Source organism: Streptomyces stelliscabiei (assembly GCF_014873495.1).
In the GTDB taxonomy this organism is placed as follows: domain Bacteria; phylum Actinomycetota; class Actinomycetes; order Streptomycetales; family Streptomycetaceae; genus Streptomyces; species Streptomyces bottropensis.
In genome coordinates this window covers 6,740,428-6,755,086 of record NZ_JADBGF010000001.1, presented here as the reverse complement: position 1 = coordinate 6,755,086, position 14,659 = coordinate 6,740,428, and the positions used below count along the sequence as shown (strand labels likewise).

Below are 14,659 nucleotides of genomic sequence, written 5' to 3'. Positions count from 1 at the left end.
AATCGACACCGGCGGCGGCGACTTCCTGGGGACCGCCCTGACCGGGGACAACGCCACAGCCATTCAGTTGCCGCCCGAGGCGCTCGTGCCCCCGGCTGAGATCCAGGCCCCACCAGGACTGGACAACTTGCCGATACGCCCGGATACGTTCGTGGGCCGCGCCCGTGAGCTGGAGCGGTTGGATGCCGCACTCTCGTTCGGGGGCCAAACGGTCGTCCAGGCGGTACATGGGCTGGGCGGGATCGGCAAGAGCACTCTGGCCGCGCACTGGGCCGCCACCCACCCCCACGGCCGTGCCCCGGTCCGGTGGATCAACGCCGAGAGCCCCGTCGCCGTCCAGCAGGGCCTGGCCGACCTCGCCACCGCCCTGCAACCCGCCCTGGCCAAAGCCCTGACCGCCGAAGCACTCGCCGAACGCGCCGCACAGTGGCTGGCCACGCACACCGGCTGGCTGATCGTCCTGGACAACGTCAACGATCCCGCCGACATCACCGGCTTACTCGCCCGCGCCCCCGGCGGACGCTTCCTGATCACCAGCCGGCTCGCCGCCGCCTGGACCATCGCCACCACCGTGGTCCGCCTGGACATCCTGGCCCCGGACGAGTCCCTGGACCTGTTCACCCGCATCACCACCGCCACAAACCCCGGGCGGGACCTGGACGGCGCCGCCGACGTGTGCGAAGAACTCGGCCACCTGCCCCTGGCCATCGAGCAGGCGGCGGCCTACCTCGCGCAGAACCCGCTCATCACCCCCCGCGCCTACCTGCGCCTGCTCGCTGAGCACCCGGCGGCGATGTACCGCCACGGCGCGGCCACCACCCCGGCCGAGCGCACCATCGCCCGCATCTGGAACGTCACCCTCAATCGCATCACCGAACTCCAGCCTCAGGCCGCCGACCTGCTGCGCACCCTGGCCTGGTACGCCCCCAACCTCATCCCCACCACCCTGGCCGACGGCGGCCCCGCCGACCCGCCTGCGCTACACGCGGCACTCGGCCTGCTGACCGCCTACAGCATGATCACCCCCGACAACGTCACCGGCACCCTGGCCGTCCACCGGCTCGTCCAGGCCCTCGCCCGCACCCCCGACCCCGAGGATCCTCACCGCACCCCGCACCACATTGCCCAGGCCCGCGAACAGGCCACCGCCAACCTGCGCACCGCCCTGCCCGCCACCTGGGAAACCCCCGCCACCTGGCCCACCTGGCGCACCCTGCTCCCCCACATCGACGCCCTCGCCGATCACACCACCGCCGACACCGACACCGCCACCACCGCAGGTATCCTCAACCACACTGCGGGCTTCCTCGGCGACCAAGGCCGGCCCGCCCACGCCATCAGACACCTCCAACGCGCCCTCACCGCCTGTGAACGGGTACTGGGTGAGGACCACCCCGACACCTTGAACTCCCGCAACAACCTTGCCCTGGCCTACCGGTCGGCTGGCCACCTAAAGAAGGCCATCGCCCTATACGAGCGGACCCTCACCAGCCATCTGCGGTTGGACGAAGACCATCCCTCCACGCTGACCGTCCGCAGCAACCTCGCCAGCGCCTACCGTGAGGCGGGACTCCTCGAAGAGGCCATCGCCCTGTACGAGCGGACTCTGATTGGCCAGCTACAAGTGTTGGGCGAAGACCACCCTGGAACCCTGGCTTCCACCAATGGCCTCGGCCGTGCCTACCAGTCGGCGGGAGACCTGAAGCGCGCCATCTCCCTGTTCAGGCATGCTCTCACCGGCCATCTGCGGGTGTCGGGCGAAGACCATCCCTCCACGCTAGCCGTCCGCAGCAACCTCGCCGGCGCCTACCGTGAGGCGGGGCACGTGAAAGGCGCCATCCTCCTATGCGAACAGAACCTCGCCATTCGGGAGCGGGTTCTGGGTAAAGACCACCCCGATACCCTAGCTTCCAGGAACGACCTCGCTGGCGCCCACCGGGCAGCAGGGCACCTGAAAATCGCCATCTCCCTGCACGAGCAGACCCTCACCGACCAGCTACGGGTGTTGGGCGAAGGCCACCCCCACACCATGGCTTCCCGCGGCAACCTCGCCGAATCCTACGAGTCGGCGGGAGACCTGAAGCGCGCCATCCCCCTGTATGCGAAGGCCATCAGCACTTATGAACAGGTGTTGGGCGAAGACGACCCCCATACCTTTGCTCTCCGCCGAAGGCTCGCTAGCGTCTACCGCTCGGCGGGGTTTCCCGACCGCGCCATACCCCTGTACGAGAAGATCCTCGCATCCTGCGAACGGGTGATGGGTAAAGAACACTCGCTCGCGGTGATGGCCCGAGACGATCTCACCGCTGCAATCGCCGAACGCGACGGTGCAAGATCGTAGTGACCGCCGTGTCACAAGCACGGATGTGACACAGGCGGCCGACCGCCGGACCGTGATCACGTTCCCGCAGGTCGCCTTGTGTCAGAAGCTGACGTCACCAGGCTTGGTTCAAAGCCCGCGTCATGGCGCCAAGCCGTGGGATCGATCTCGCCTATTGCCGTGTCAGTACGACCAATGGAGCGCCATGGACGGGGCTTGAGCAAGCGAACTCGTGTCCGGGACGGTCTATCCGATCTGCGACTACACCTTCGTAGGTCCGGGCGCTCCCGTCCGCGGCGCGGACGGGAGCGCCCGGGCCTACGGATGCACACCCTTCTCCATCACAGCCTCAGCGGCGAACTCTCCGGCGGCCATTGACCTTCAGGCTCTCCCCGGGCCATCTGCCGGGGGAAATGAGGAAAGGGCCACGCTTCTGAGACAGGCACGTGGCCACCGGCGTGAGACACCGCGTCAATGCGCAGGCCACAGTCCTCCGAGATGTCAAACGGCATGAGATCCTACACAATGAATCCAGTAGTCCGCCCCGCGCTGACCTGCGACGACTAACGTGACTGGCAAAGGGGTTGGTGCGTCCGTCCCGCTCACCAACGCCGTGACCTGTGGTGACTGCGTTGGATGGCAAGGAACTCCACGGACTGGGTTCGATATCGGCGGACAACTTGTCCGTTGACATTATGTGTGAGATCTCAGGTCCCGTAGCCGCACTTCACGAACCGTGGCCACTCAGCGGCCAGTTGGCCGCGGTTGCGAGACTGACCAGCTATCCATCGCATTCCCGGCCACGAGCCGGCGCCGCCGGGCCCCCTGCAGCGTGATCTTCGGCGTGAAACAATGCCGGGATGGATCAGGGGGCGGCTGCCGTACTCGCGGCGCTGATCGCAGTGGCAGGTGTGGCGCTTGGCCTCTTCGGGGCCCGCTGGCAGGCACGCGGCATGCAGGAGCAGGCGAACGCGGCCATCGAAGCGGTCAGGGCGCAGGGACGAGACCAAAACGCACAGTGGCGTCGAACCGTAAGGCGCGACGTCTGGGTTGAATATCTCGGAGCCGTGGATGAGTTCAGGCTGACTGCCGGAGTCGTGGCAGGACATCTCGCCGACGAGAATTTGCCGGAGGCCGAGCGGGAACTCGAAGTGGCTCATTCCCGCTACGTGGACGCAACTGACGCATATCGCAAGATCGAGCTTGAAGGGCCCGAGCAGCTCGTCACTAAGGGCTACGCCTTGCAGGGCGCCATAGTCTGGACGATCTTTGAGCTGGAACAGGCACTCACTGACGTTTTCTCAACGGAATTCACGTAGCCACCGCTGTCCCGTGCCTTGCAGCAGGGACACATGATCCCTGCCCCTTCGGTCATGGGCAGGGCGGCATGAGCTGGAACCAAGGCCTGAGCAGGCCTGTCCGTCCCGGGGGCAATCTGGCAAGATCCATGGTCGCGGGCGCACGAGCACACAACCAGGCTGGCCGCGGGCGGAGCAGAAGATGATCAGATGGCGGCCAACACGATGGTCGGCGCGGCACTGGGTTCTCCTGGCCGTCATCCTGGCGTGGAGCTCGGTCGTGGCGTCACTGGGCAGTCATCCATGGTGGCAAGGCGCGGCAATCATTGTCTGGGTGTACTCGATGAACCGGCTGCCAGTGCCGGACCTCTCCTCCTGGGTCCGAAAGCGGCAAGCGCCTCCGGCGCACTCCCATGGTGCCGAGGGGGAGGCATCGCGATGAACGCGGCAGTTTGCTGCAGGACGCAAGCGGGGTCCGGCCTCAGATAGACGCGAAGCCCCTGGTAGGACAGGTCTCACCACAAGATCATGTCCGCAACCACCAGAGGCTTCGCATTGGTCACCTATGCTGCCACGCTCGACGTCCCGCGCCACGTCGTGGATCACCTGTCACGTCTGTTGGCCGCGCACCGCCGCCGCATCGGCACGCCAAGGGGCTCTCGGGCGCTTGGCCCGTTCCGCCAGGCCGTGCTCGTGCTGCGCTGGTTCCGCGAACGCGCCTGCGTGCACTGCCTGGCGCGCGACGCTGGCGTCTCCCAGGCCACCGGCTACCGGTACCTGCACGAAGGCATCGACGTTCTCGCGGACCAGGCCCCGGACCTGCACGAGGTCCTGGACTGCTGCCGGAGCAAGGCCATGACGCACGTGATCCTGGACGGCACGCTGATCGAATCCGACCGTGTCGCCGGCCTCCGGGAGAACGGCAACGACCTGTGGTTCAGCCAGAAGCACAAGGCGTTCGGAGGCAACGTGCAGTTCCTCGCCACCCCCGACGGCACGCCATTATGGGTCTCCGACGTCGAGCCCGGCTCCACCCCCGACATCACCGCCGCCCGCATCCACGCACTACCGGCGCTGTACAAGGCCGCAGTCGCCGGGCTGCCCACGTTGGCAGACAAGGGCTACATCGGCGCGGGCATCGGCATCCGCGTCCCGGTCCGCCGCCCCAAAGGCCAGTCTGAGCACGCCCTACACGCAGACACGCGAGCCAGGAACAGCCTGATCAGAGGCATCCGCGCACTCGGTGAACGAGCCGCTGCCGAGCTCAAACAGCGCTGGCGCACCCTGCAGCGCATCACCCTCAGCCCCGGCCGGATCGGCGACATCGCCCGCGCTGCCCTCGTGCTCAACGAACTCTGGAAATGATCACCGCTGAGAAAACGTCACTGCCGTGCGCGCGATGGGAGTACTCGAAGGTGCCGGGCAGTTCGAGCAGCGCGAGGTTCCCTCTGATGAGAATCGGCCGATCGCGGCGGTTCTCAGGTCCCTACGGGAGCTGCGGGGAATGGACTCCGACGATCCGGGCAGCACGGAGTACGGACAGCGACTCAGCCTCCAGATCCACGCCTTGGACTTGCTAGCTGCCTCTGACACCACGGCCCTCGTTTACACGTACGCACACCAACTGTCTCTAAGCGAAGCTGTGGAGCGCTTCCCCCACGGGCGGTGGCGGCGTTTCCACGAAGTGCGAACAGACTTCGTCCAAGCGGCTCGCTCGCATCTCGATGGCAGCACCTGAGCGTGACCGCCGGTCAGGGCGCTGGTAAATCGTCGCTCGCTCAGGCCGATCCGAGGATTCGGACACGACCGTGAGCCTGGCTGGCCGGGAAACGGCGACAGACTTCAGGCGAAGGGGACAGCGTGCCGCCGCCCCCTTTCCTCACTTGGACCGGTCAGCGTTAGGTAAGGATCCAGCGCCCGGCAGGCGTCACCGCTGTGACTGAGCCGTCTTACATTGGCCACCTGAGCATCCCAGTTGGCCACGATGACCGGACGCGGTCAGGGCGTTCCTCGGCCAGCCAGAAGGGCCTGGTAGACGAAAAGGGTGGAAGTCTCTCCGCATGCCCAGTCCCAGCGGCGAGCGTCCCGGCCGACAGACAGGGCCGCGTCTACCGTGCGTCCATGCACGGAGTTCGCGTCGACAGTGGTCCCACGCCGGCAGACTGGCTGAGCGCCTGGTCGACAGCCTTTGCGGCGGTCGGCACCGTGGGTGCGTTACTCCTCGGCTTGCTCCTCTGGCGACAAGACCGGAAGCAGCAACGCCGTGCCCAGGCACGCCGCGTGCACGGCCATGCTGTCCCAACGGAGGGATACATGCAGGGCACGGACGTCAGTGCGGCGGAGTACGTCATCGAGAACAAGAGCGATGGTCCGATTTACATGGTCCACCTGCCCCGAGAGGGGGGCGCCGTGATCCAGTTGAGCAACATGGTCCCGGCCGAGGCGAGTATCCGCTACGCGGTCGAGAACGTCACCGACGTTGAGCGCCTAGGGCTGGCAGACGGGACCGTGAGTGCCGTGCCCATCACCTTCTCTTTCACCGACCAAGACGACACCCGGTGGACGCGCTTCGACAACGGGCACCTCAAGGAGACGGCAGACGCTCCATGACCGGGCCAGCACATGCTCAGAATGACCAACCGAAGCGCTCCGTGGCCAGGTAAGGCGCTCAGTCACAACCGCACCCGCGCAACCAGATGTGACCTCCACCGGTAGATAGCCAATCCGTCCAAACGCGTCGCAGGCCACGGGCTCGCGCTCAACCGCAACTGGCCACTTTACTCAATGATGATTGGCCAACTGGGTCACGGACTTGGGTCCAATTGGCGTTTGGGCCCGTGGGCCGTCAGTGACATCCGGGACGGCGGTCGCATGCCTCACCGGCGGCGGCCAGGTGCCACGGCTCCTCCTTCAGTCCGAAATCTCGCCGTGCCGCTGGCCGTCGGCTAGGGCTCTGACGTGGGATGAGTCGACTGCCGAGCGGGACCAGTCCAGCGGCGAGGCCGCGCCGAGTTCGGTGAGCAGGGCCTCGGGCCGCTGCTGCCACACGTCGGCCGATCGGTAACGCCACGGCGGCAACGAACGTGAACCCACCAGGGGCTGTCCGCCGGTACTACCGCGAGGCGGCACCGCCCAGCGGCCTACGTGAACGACATCTCAACGGAGATGGTCTCCCACATTGCGTTGAACCAGAGAACCGACTGCTCAACGAAGTCTGTGTCTGGACCGTTTTCACCGGCTCCGGAAACCCGCACCAAGCCCATGGGGCCCGCGTCATACACTTCCATGATCCGTTGATCGATCTCTATCTCACGTCGCACCATTGTGTAGTACGAAAACAGTGCGGTGCTGTCATTGATGAGGTACAGCTTCGCCATGGGGGCAAAAGGAATCGCCCGATACGCAACTTGCACATCGATGCCGTGAGTTGCGCGAAGTGATCGCAGCGAGGTCGCCATCGACCTTGCATGAGCGTTACGCTCACTGAGCCACGCCTGGTGGACATGGCCGTCTTCGTCATCGTTCGGCTTCGCCGCGCGAGGGAACACCAAATCAATGTCTCGGCTGGGAAGCAGCACTCGAACGTTGATCCTTTCTGGCTTCACCTCCCCAGCATGAATCGCATGAATGGGATCTCCCATTGCAACTGCCAACGACTGGCCGTTGAGACACATGGCGTCAATCCAAACCTCTGGCGCCGCGAAAGCGGACCTGAGGTGGTCACGGAGGGCCACAACGGAAGAGGCGAATGGAACCTGGGGAGCGTCTGCGACTGCCGGAGATTCCATTAGTTGTCGCCAGCGGCGTTCGACCGGCGGATCCTGCTTCGCCCATCCACATAGCAAACGGACCACTTTCAGCAATTCCTCTGCGTCCCGTGGTACGTGGTTACCTCGGCGCCAATCGCTGAGTGTCGCCACCGGGACACCTGATTCCCGGCTGACCCGGGTGAGCGTCAACCGGCCTCCAGACTCGGCCTGCGCCACCTCCCACAACTTGGACAACTCGACGACCACGGGGGGAACCGCGCTCACGCGGGCAGATCTATCCAGCATCCGAACCCCCACCGTTCGTGGCTTGCTTCCGAGTCGGAAGTTCCGACTCGTGTGCCGAGCCTACGGCTCGCCAACGGCCTTTCCGAAGTACTTCGAGAGCACTGCCGTTGGACCGCCGAAGCACCATCAATGGACCTCAGGCGCAGCGACATTGAGGGCCGCGACCCACCTGGGGAGGCTGCAATGAAGAGGAACAGTCCAACTGGTCAGCGACTCGCACGCACCGCGTTGTTCGCGTTGGTTCGTGGAGCGGGAGCGGCTGTGGGCTCAGCCGCCGTCGCAACGGTCGTCTGGTGGGTGCAGACGCGGTGATGCTCCCCCCTTAGCCGGTCCAGAGCGCGGCTGGCAGCACATAACCCACGTTCATGCAGCGAACGATGCATGAACGTGGTCTTCGCCGCAGGAACGGCGTTCCTCATCGGCAGAGCGAGCGTCCTCGGCTTCACCGCAGTGGTCACCATCGGCCGACGCCACCTTCGGATACACGCCGTCTCTCGAAGGTGACGGGGGCCAAGTAGCACTGCGAATGGCCAACCATCACTGCGAGGCACACCAGACGGCGAGAGATGCGCCGAGAATCGAACAAATGATTGAATATGGCCATGGAGTTTGCGCCCTACCCTCGTGACCTGCTGCAAGCGCAGCATGACTGGTATCGCACGTACGACGCACTTGCCGCACTGCCTCCCACGGTGGGGGCCACAGCCCTGCGTCGACGGCTCCTGGTCTTGTCCTCCCGGATCGCGTGGCATCGGCACTGGTCAGTCCAGCCGTCTCGTCCTGCCGCCCGCGTGGAACTGCGGCGTCAGGCGCGGGCTCTGGAGACCGAGGCCCTGTAGAGGAGGGACCGTCGTGGCCGCCTCCCCGTCGCAGCCGTTCGCCTTGATAACGCTGGTCTTGCCGGATGAGCAGGCCGTGCAGGTCCGCCTGTACGAGAGGTTGCAGACGACGGGAAGACACCCATGGAGGTACCGCATCGGTGTGCCCTCCTGGGTCGCGACGGAGGACGGGGTGGAGCCTGCCGAGTACTCGGTGTGGGTCACGGACAAGCAGCTCCAGCCGATCGATGGTGTAGACCTGTCGATCGTCCCAACACATCGGCGCCTTGATGCTCTTCCGCTGCCGAAGCCGTCGGGGTGGGTCGTACGGCCGGATCCGCAGCGTCGCGGCGGCACGGTCGTCCATGATGCCGTTTGCCGCCATGCGACGGTCGGGGGCAAGGAGTTGGGGACCATGGAGGCGCTGGACGCGCTGATGCGGCCCGGCGCCTCAGCGTGCCACGAGTGCGTCGCGGCCGAAGTGCTCGTCCCCGCACTGGAGTTGGGTAAGGGTTTCGGGTAACTGCCACGGCGGTGCCGGAAGCGGAGCCATGACGGTCCTGATCATCCGCGGCAGCGGCTTCCTGGGAACCGAACTGGCACGCCAGGCCACGGCGGCGGGGCACGAGACCGCCGCGACGTTCGCCACCACCCCACCCGGCACGGTCTCGGAAGTCCCCTGACATCCCCTCGACGTCTGGGACCCCGCGCAGGTTGACGGAGTGATCGACGACGTGGCTGCCAGCATGTCGAGGACCTGGCTGCCGCGCTCTTGGAACTCGCGCTGCCCGATGCAGCGGGGGTGTTCCACCTCGCCTGGCTGGAGGCGCTCAGCCGTGGCGACCTCGGCCGACTGATCGCCGAGCGCGAAGGGCTGGACGCCGCGCGGCTGACCCCCGGGCCGCGAACCGACACCCCGCTGCCGGGACCCCTCGACGTGCGTCTTGACGGCCGCGCCACGCAGGAATGGCTTTATCCACGAGAACGGGAGTCGTTTGTCAATGAGCGCGGGAAGCACTTCAAAGCCGGCCAAGTCGATGTTCACGAGTTCGGGAGGCACCCGCGGTGCCGCCCTGTTGGGCACAGAGCGGCCAGGGGCACCTGACGGCGCCGGTGGAGGGTGCCAGCAGCCCCCTCCACCGGTTTCGCTACGCCACGAGCTTGTGCAGGGCGAGCACCGTCGCGCCTGCGGCACCGAGCCCGGGCAGCGGGCCTGCCAGGCTCAGGACGAGGGCGCCCGCCAGGACGCCGGCGAGCAGAATGATCGCCCAGCGCTGGGGCAGGGGCTGGGGGTCATTGGAATCTGCCACGTACTGTTCTCCTTGAAGGAATCCTCGAGCAGGCGGCCCCGGCTGAACCCCGGGGCCGTTCGCGTCTGTGCGAACGACGTGACCGCCGAGCCCGCGTTGAGCGGGCCTAAAGTCCATGGTGAGGGGCCTGGAAGTCCCTTCGTCGGGACGTGATTAACGTTTTGATCCGGGTAAAGGCTCTTGAGGCTCTTTACCCGGATCAAGACGGTGGGATCAAAACGCTAATCTTTCTTCGTGGCTGATGCACGGGAGACGAACGAGCGCAGACTGCGCCGACTGCAGCAGATGCGAAGGACCGGCTCGGTAACGAAAGCGTCTGAGGCCCTGGGCGGAATCTGGAAGGCAGGGAAGAAGCCGGACTCGATCGTCCTGCGCACCGCTTTGCTGCGGGCCGACGGGGAACGGTCGAGACTCACCAAGCTAGTCCTTCCGCGAGGGATAGCGCTGCGCTTCTACCTGCTGGCCCTCTTCGAGGCGCAGTGCCGACTGGACACGGGGGACCCCTGGCAGAACGTCCGCCCGCTGAAGGGTGCCGAATCGTGGTCCGCCCTCGTTGCCATCGACGGTGCGTACGACACGGCGTCGGGGGCGTACGACGCCGCGTTCAAGCACATGCCTCCAGAGCTCCGCGGTAGTACGCGCGCGGAGGAGCGGTGGCGCACGAGGAAGCTGGAGGACCTGCGGCTTCGGCAAGTCAAGGGAGCCCTGAGAACTCTGGAAGAACTCGGCCATGAAGACGCCTTGGTCTCCCTGCCCCGGGGCGCGCGCGGACAGCGGTTATACGAGGACTTCTCGCTCATGGAGGAAGGCGGGCGGGGCGATATGCCGACCCCAGACATCTACACCGTCCCCGTCCGTAGCTGGACAGCCGCCAGGACGATCACGCTCCCTAAGGACTTCTTCCTGAAGGGCTGGATCCAGGTGCTCAATCCTTCCGAGGTCGCCACCTGGCTCATCCTGAGATGGATGAGCCAGTGGGCGCCCAGGAAGCACCGCGTGTCGGGCGTCTTCCTCACCACGCGGCCCCGCATGCAGGCCTTCGGTCTGCGTGACGATGCCTGGGAAGACGGGTGTCAGCGCCTTCTCGAGTTCGGTCTCATCCGCCACGCCGAACCTCCCGAGGGGCTAAAGGCTGCCCTGGACGCGATCGCCGACCCCGTCATAACGGCGCTCTTCTCTCAGCCCACTCGCGTCCGCCAGCCTTACCAGCCACATTTTTGGCAGATGACCGACGATGGGCTCGCTGAGAGCGCCGCGCAGGCGCTCGACCGGGAACTCACCCATCGGCGAGAGGCACTCGCCGATGCCGCCATGAAGCGCGTGCAGCACGATCCCGAGCGGCTCGCCGGCCATGCGCCGGCCGACGAGTGAGGCGCGCGCCGCACGCGACTGCCCTGAGCCCGGCCCGCTTTGCCGAGGGGGACCCTCGAACCGCCGACCCGGCCGTCAGCGACTCCCGAACTCATCGACATTGATCAAGCGGCGGGGTCTCGCAGTGACTCCGGGAGTCGTTGATAAACGACTCCCGTTCTCATGTGCAGAGCCACAGGAACGCCTGCGGACCAGGATCCGAGGCGCCCGCGAGCCTTCGTGACGGCGGTCGCGCCGTCCGCCACTTCCGCAGGTTCCGTCGGCCGTCGTAGGTCGCCCGCGCATGCTCCTGTGGGGTCCGGCCAGGTGGCGGCTCCCATCCGTAGGCCCGTCTACCGGGCACGCGAAAGCCCCCGAAATCCGTGACGGAATTCGAGGGCTGTGGCGGGTGCCGACGGGGCTGTATCAGCTGTGAGCGGGGCCGTCGCTGTCGTCGATTCGGCGGCGGCGTGCCGCGAAGATGGCGCCTCCGCCAGCGGCGAGGAGGAAGCCGGCGCCGCCGAGTAGCCACGGGGTGGCGTCGGCTCCGGTGTGGGCGAGCGTGCCCTCGGCGGTGGGGACCGCAGTGCTCGACGCCGTCTCGGTTACGACCGCGCTGTCGGACGGCGAGACAGACGGCGAGGAAGTGGTGTCGCCCTGGTTCGGGATCGGCTTGTCCGACGTGGACTCGTCGGCCGGCTTGTCTGACGGCTTCTCGGAGGTGGCGGGCTCCGGTGTCGTGCCGGTGGTCTTGGCGTTGGTGACGGTCACGGTGACCGGGCTGCCGGGCTTTGCGGTGAAGCTTTTCGAGGGCTTGTACAGGTCGTATCCGTCCGTTGCCGTCGTTTGCTTGACCCAGAAGTGACTGCCGGTGCGGCTGTTGATGGGCAGTTTCGCGGAGGCGGTGCCGCCTGCGCCGTGGTGAGGGTGAGGAGGGTGGTGTCGCCGGTGCCGATGTTGACGGTCGACCCGGGCAGCAGCTTGTCGCTCTTGCTGTCCTTGGCCTTCAGCGTGACCGTGGCGGGCTTGAAGGGGTCGGTGATCGTCAGCGGACTGTCCGCGCCAGGGGTGACGATGACGTCCTGGTCGTCGACGACGTCATGCAGCGGGCTGCCACTGGACACCTCCTTGAGCCGGTAGACCCCCGGTGCCAGGTGCTCGAATGCGAGCTGGCCGTCGGCATCGGTCTTGCCGCGGGCGGCCTGCTGACCCGTGGAGTCGAGCAGGGTGAACGAAGCGCCGGCGAGGACGTCACCGCCGGGATCCTTCTTCAGGATGGTGACCCCGCCGGTCTCAGCCGCGTTCAACGGGACAGTGGACGTGGACTGCGTCGGCTCGGGAATCTGTGCCGCGGCGGCCGGAGCCAGGGACACGGTGCTGGCCACAGCGGCGATGGTTACCGCTGCGGCAGGAAGACAGCGGGCAGAGCGGGTGTGCAAGAAGGGGACTCTCCTGGATAGGGCGCGGGCAGGACTGCCCGTCGGCAGAAGGGGGTTGGGCCGGTCAGCGGGTAGGGCGCGGAGGCTGGACCAGTGGGGCGGCCGGTACCTGACGGATTCGGGTCCGGCGACGTGAGGGCATGGTGCTCGCGTAGCGACGGGCCGCTACTCGTACGAGATGTTGCTGGTCGTCGATGGGACGTGTCTCGATGTGGGCCAGGCCCTGGGCGATGGAGGGGCCGAAGGGCGAGCCCGCGGGCAGGCCGGCGGCTTGGACGATCTGCGCTGCGGCTTCGACTTCGACTTCGACTTCGACTTCGACTTCGACTTCGACGAGGATGCCGTACTCGGCGGGGATGTTGCGCAGGTCGACGGCATGGTGGCAGAAGCCGTCGATGGCTTCGGTCTTCGGTCAGGGTGAAGTCGTCGTCCATGACGTCTTCGATCAGGTCGAGCATGGTCAGCGTGGCGGATTGCAGCCGGGCGCGGAGGTGCGGGTCCGTGAGCCAAGGGCCCTGCGGTGCCGACGGGGTGTGGGCCTCAGGCTCGGCGGTGCGTGTGGCCTCGGGCTGTGGTCGGTGCCGGAGGGCCAGCCAGCGGGGCGGGGCCATGTATCTCCGTGTTTGTGTGGTGGGTCAGCGTGTTCGTCTTGCAGTGGGGCTGGCCGGGGCGGGGGGGACCTTCTGCACGGTGCAGGCTGCTGGCCGGGAGCGTGCGGTGGTCGTCCAGGCTCCGGGGAACCAGACCTGTGTGTACTGCTCGATCGCGGCCAGTAGCCCGCCGACCTCGGCGCCGGTCCACGGTGGCTGGCGGTTGTGGCCACGCAGGTCGAGGATGCGGGCGTAGCCGCTGTAGCCGGGCTGGTCCTCACGGGCGGCGTCGCGCCGCGTAAAGGTGCCGTGCTCGTCGAAGGCGAGGACCACGGCGTCCACTTACCCCTTCTCAGGATGGCGAACGGCAAGGCGCAGACCGTCGTACTCGTTTTCGCGGATGGTGCGCGAGAAGTCGATCCGCAGCCGCAGAGAGGAGCTGGGCAGCGGGGTGGCGTAGTAGGTGTTGCCGATGACCGAGCTCTCGGCGAACGGGAGCGTGAGGTGCTCGGTGAAGAACTGCTGGGCGTGCAGGGACACTTACGGAAGACCTTCTGGCGTGCGTGGGCAGGAGAGATCGTTCAGCGGCGTGGGCCGGTGCGGGCGGTGGGAGTCGCGGCAACGGTGGTGGTACTCCAGCGGGGGACGCTGCGGGTGCCGAGGGCCGGTCGGCGGGCGGTGGCGCGCTGGACGTCGAGAGGTGTGGGTACCGGGGGTGCGGGTGGTGTGACGGGGGTGAGCTCGGCGGCTTCGCGCAGCGAGGAGAGCATCGAGTCCTTCCAGCGCGGCAGGGGTGCCGGGTCGGACACGCTCTGGGTGATGGCTTTGACCAGGGCGGTCGGTGTGTGGGTGGAGGCAGTGGCGTACCAACGGGCGTGGCCGCTCTTCGGGCCGCCCCACAGGTACCAGCGGGCCTCCAGGGTGGTGAGTTCCTTTGCCGGGTCGAGGCGGCCGGTGGTGTATTCGAGGGTGGCCATTCCGTCGGGGGGCTGGAGTTCCATCACGCCCCAGCGCGGGTGCTGGAACTGCCAGCCGTTCTTGATCAGCGGGACCACGGCGTCGAAGGCGCCGAGTTCGGGGTCCTTGAGGTCGGGCGGGGCCAGATACGTGTCAGGTCCGGCCGTGTATGCCTCGGCGAGGGCGGTGGTGAAGGCGGTCACGAACTCCGTGGGGGCGGAGTCGTTGAAGCTGACGCCCCACGCGGGCGGGCCGAAGCGGTCGCGGTGGGCGTTGATCCGCCACAGCCCGTCGTCGTCTCCCTCGGGCAGGTACCCGAGGCGGACGCGGTGGTCGGGCGCGGTGACGTAGGCGTTGCCGAGGTCGTCGTGACGCAGATCAAAACCGAGCGTGAGGAGAGGCTCCAGCGCGGGGTCGCCGATGAAGGTGCTGCCGGCAAGGTAGCGAGGGGAGACGTAGACGTCGCCATCGATCTCTTCGGTATCGGGCACAGGGGTCCTGGGGGTCGGGGTGGAGCAGTGG

The 14,659-nt window shown here is 66.9% G+C and carries 15 protein-coding genes; 8 read left to right on the top strand and 7 right to left on the bottom strand.

Going from position 1 to position 14,659, the window contains the following annotated elements; all coding sequences use genetic code 11:
- Nucleotides 1-67: 67 nt before the first annotated feature.
- The 4 genes from fxsT to H4687_RS30130 all read left to right on the top strand — a co-directional run bounded on the left by fxsT (nt 68) and on the right by H4687_RS30130 (nt 6,228).
- Nucleotides 68-2,341: an FxSxx-COOH system tetratricopeptide repeat protein gene (fxsT, locus tag H4687_RS30145; RefSeq protein ID WP_159392240.1), complete on the top strand. Its 2,274-nt coding sequence runs from the start codon at nt 68-70 to the stop codon at nt 2,339-2,341.
- Nucleotides 2,342-3,180: 839 nt separating this feature from the next.
- Nucleotides 3,181-3,639, top strand: coding sequence for a hypothetical protein (locus H4687_RS30140; RefSeq protein WP_046917770.1), 459 nt, complete (start codon nt 3,181-3,183; stop codon nt 3,637-3,639).
- A gap of 534 nt (nt 3,640-4,173) precedes the next feature.
- On the top strand, nt 4,174-4,983 hold the full coding sequence (locus H4687_RS30135) for a transposase family protein (RefSeq protein ID WP_046917771.1): 810 nt from the start codon (nt 4,174-4,176) through the stop codon (nt 4,981-4,983).
- A 948-nt stretch (nt 4,984-5,931) separates the two neighbouring features.
- The gene (locus H4687_RS30130) at nt 5,932-6,228 is read left to right on the top strand and encodes a hypothetical protein (protein WP_046917773.1); all 297 of its coding nucleotides are present in this window, start codon (nt 5,932-5,934) and stop codon (nt 6,226-6,228) included.
- Between the two features lie 530 nt (nt 6,229-6,758).
- On the opposite strand, the gene H4687_RS30125 is transcribed toward H4687_RS30130, so the two are convergent.
- Entirely contained in the window at nt 6,759-7,652 is an 894-nt protein-coding gene (locus H4687_RS30125) for a helix-turn-helix domain-containing protein (RefSeq protein WP_159026227.1), read from the bottom strand.
- Between the two features lie 873 nt (nt 7,653-8,525).
- On the opposite strand from H4687_RS30125, the gene H4687_RS30120 reads away from it, so the two are divergent.
- Nucleotides 8,526-9,014 carry a DUF6233 domain-containing protein gene (locus tag H4687_RS30120; RefSeq protein ID WP_046917774.1) on the top strand — a complete coding sequence of 163 codons (489 nt, stop codon included), beginning with the start codon at nt 8,526-8,528 and terminating at the stop codon, nt 9,012-9,014.
- A gap of 28 nt (nt 9,015-9,042) precedes the next feature.
- Nucleotides 9,043-9,174, top strand: a complete 132-nt coding sequence (locus H4687_RS48160; RefSeq protein WP_318787716.1) for a hypothetical protein — start codon at nt 9,043-9,045, stop codon at nt 9,172-9,174.
- Between the two features lie 465 nt (nt 9,175-9,639).
- Here H4687_RS48160 and H4687_RS30110 read toward each other — a convergent pair whose 3' ends face one another.
- On the bottom strand, nt 9,640-9,801 hold the full coding sequence (locus H4687_RS30110; RefSeq protein WP_159026228.1) for a hypothetical protein: 162 nt from the start codon (nt 9,799-9,801) through the stop codon (nt 9,640-9,642).
- Between the two features lie 234 nt (nt 9,802-10,035).
- On the opposite strand from H4687_RS30110, the gene H4687_RS30105 reads away from it, so the two are divergent.
- Nucleotides 10,036-11,172, top strand: a complete 1,137-nt coding sequence (locus H4687_RS30105) for a hypothetical protein (RefSeq protein ID WP_159026229.1) — start codon at nt 10,036-10,038, stop codon at nt 11,170-11,172.
- 405 nt (nt 11,173-11,577) lie between these two features.
- Here H4687_RS30105 and H4687_RS48155 read toward each other — a convergent pair whose 3' ends face one another.
- Nucleotides 11,578-11,922, bottom strand: coding sequence for an LAETG motif-containing sortase-dependent surface protein (locus H4687_RS48155; RefSeq protein ID WP_318787715.1), 345 nt, complete (start codon nt 11,920-11,922; stop codon nt 11,578-11,580).
- Nucleotides 11,919-12,536 (bottom strand): MSCRAMM family protein, encoded by a 618-nt coding sequence (locus H4687_RS48150; RefSeq protein WP_318787714.1) that lies wholly within the window; start codon nt 12,534-12,536, stop codon nt 11,919-11,921. The genes H4687_RS48155 and H4687_RS48150 overlap by 4 nt, the downstream gene beginning before the upstream one ends.
- 232 nt (nt 12,537-12,768) lie before the next feature.
- Here H4687_RS48150 and H4687_RS30095 point away from each other — a divergent pair, with 232 nt between their 5' ends.
- A complete protein-coding gene (locus H4687_RS30095) occupies nt 12,769-13,011 on the top strand; it encodes a hypothetical protein (protein WP_046917776.1) in 243 nt (80 codons plus the stop codon).
- A 214-nt stretch (nt 13,012-13,225) separates the two neighbouring features.
- Here the strand turns inward: H4687_RS30095 and H4687_RS46720 are convergent, their stop codons facing one another.
- Genes H4687_RS46720 through H4687_RS30085 form a run of 3 tightly spaced genes read right to left on the bottom strand, consistent with a single transcriptional unit; the run spans nt 13,226 to nt 14,628 of the window.
- Nucleotides 13,226-13,522, bottom strand: coding sequence for a hypothetical protein (locus H4687_RS46720; protein ID WP_225966875.1), 297 nt, complete (start codon nt 13,520-13,522; stop codon nt 13,226-13,228).
- On the bottom strand, nt 13,523-13,720 hold the full coding sequence (locus tag H4687_RS46715) for a hypothetical protein (protein WP_225966874.1): 198 nt from the start codon (nt 13,718-13,720) through the stop codon (nt 13,523-13,525). It lies immediately after the preceding gene.
- Nucleotides 13,721-13,761: 41 nt separating this feature from the next.
- Nucleotides 13,762-14,628, bottom strand: coding sequence for a DUF317 domain-containing protein (locus tag H4687_RS30085; protein WP_046917777.1), 867 nt, complete (start codon nt 14,626-14,628; stop codon nt 13,762-13,764).
- Between the last annotated feature and the right edge of the window lie 31 nt (nt 14,629-14,659).

Excerpts from the sequence above, each read along its gene's own strand:
- H4687_RS30140 (WP_046917770.1), top strand. The coding sequence starts at position 3,181 with ATGGATCAGGGGGCGGCTGCCGTACTCGCGGCGCTGATCGCAGTGGCA.
- H4687_RS48160 (WP_318787716.1), top strand. The coding sequence starts at position 9,043 with ATGACGGTCCTGATCATCCGCGGCAGCGGCTTCCTGGGAACCGAACTG.
- H4687_RS30130 (WP_046917773.1), top strand. The coding sequence starts at position 5,932 with ATGCAGGGCACGGACGTCAGTGCGGCGGAGTACGTCATCGAGAACAAG.
- H4687_RS30095 (WP_046917776.1), top strand. The coding sequence starts at position 12,769 with ATGTTGCTGGTCGTCGATGGGACGTGTCTCGATGTGGGCCAGGCCCTG.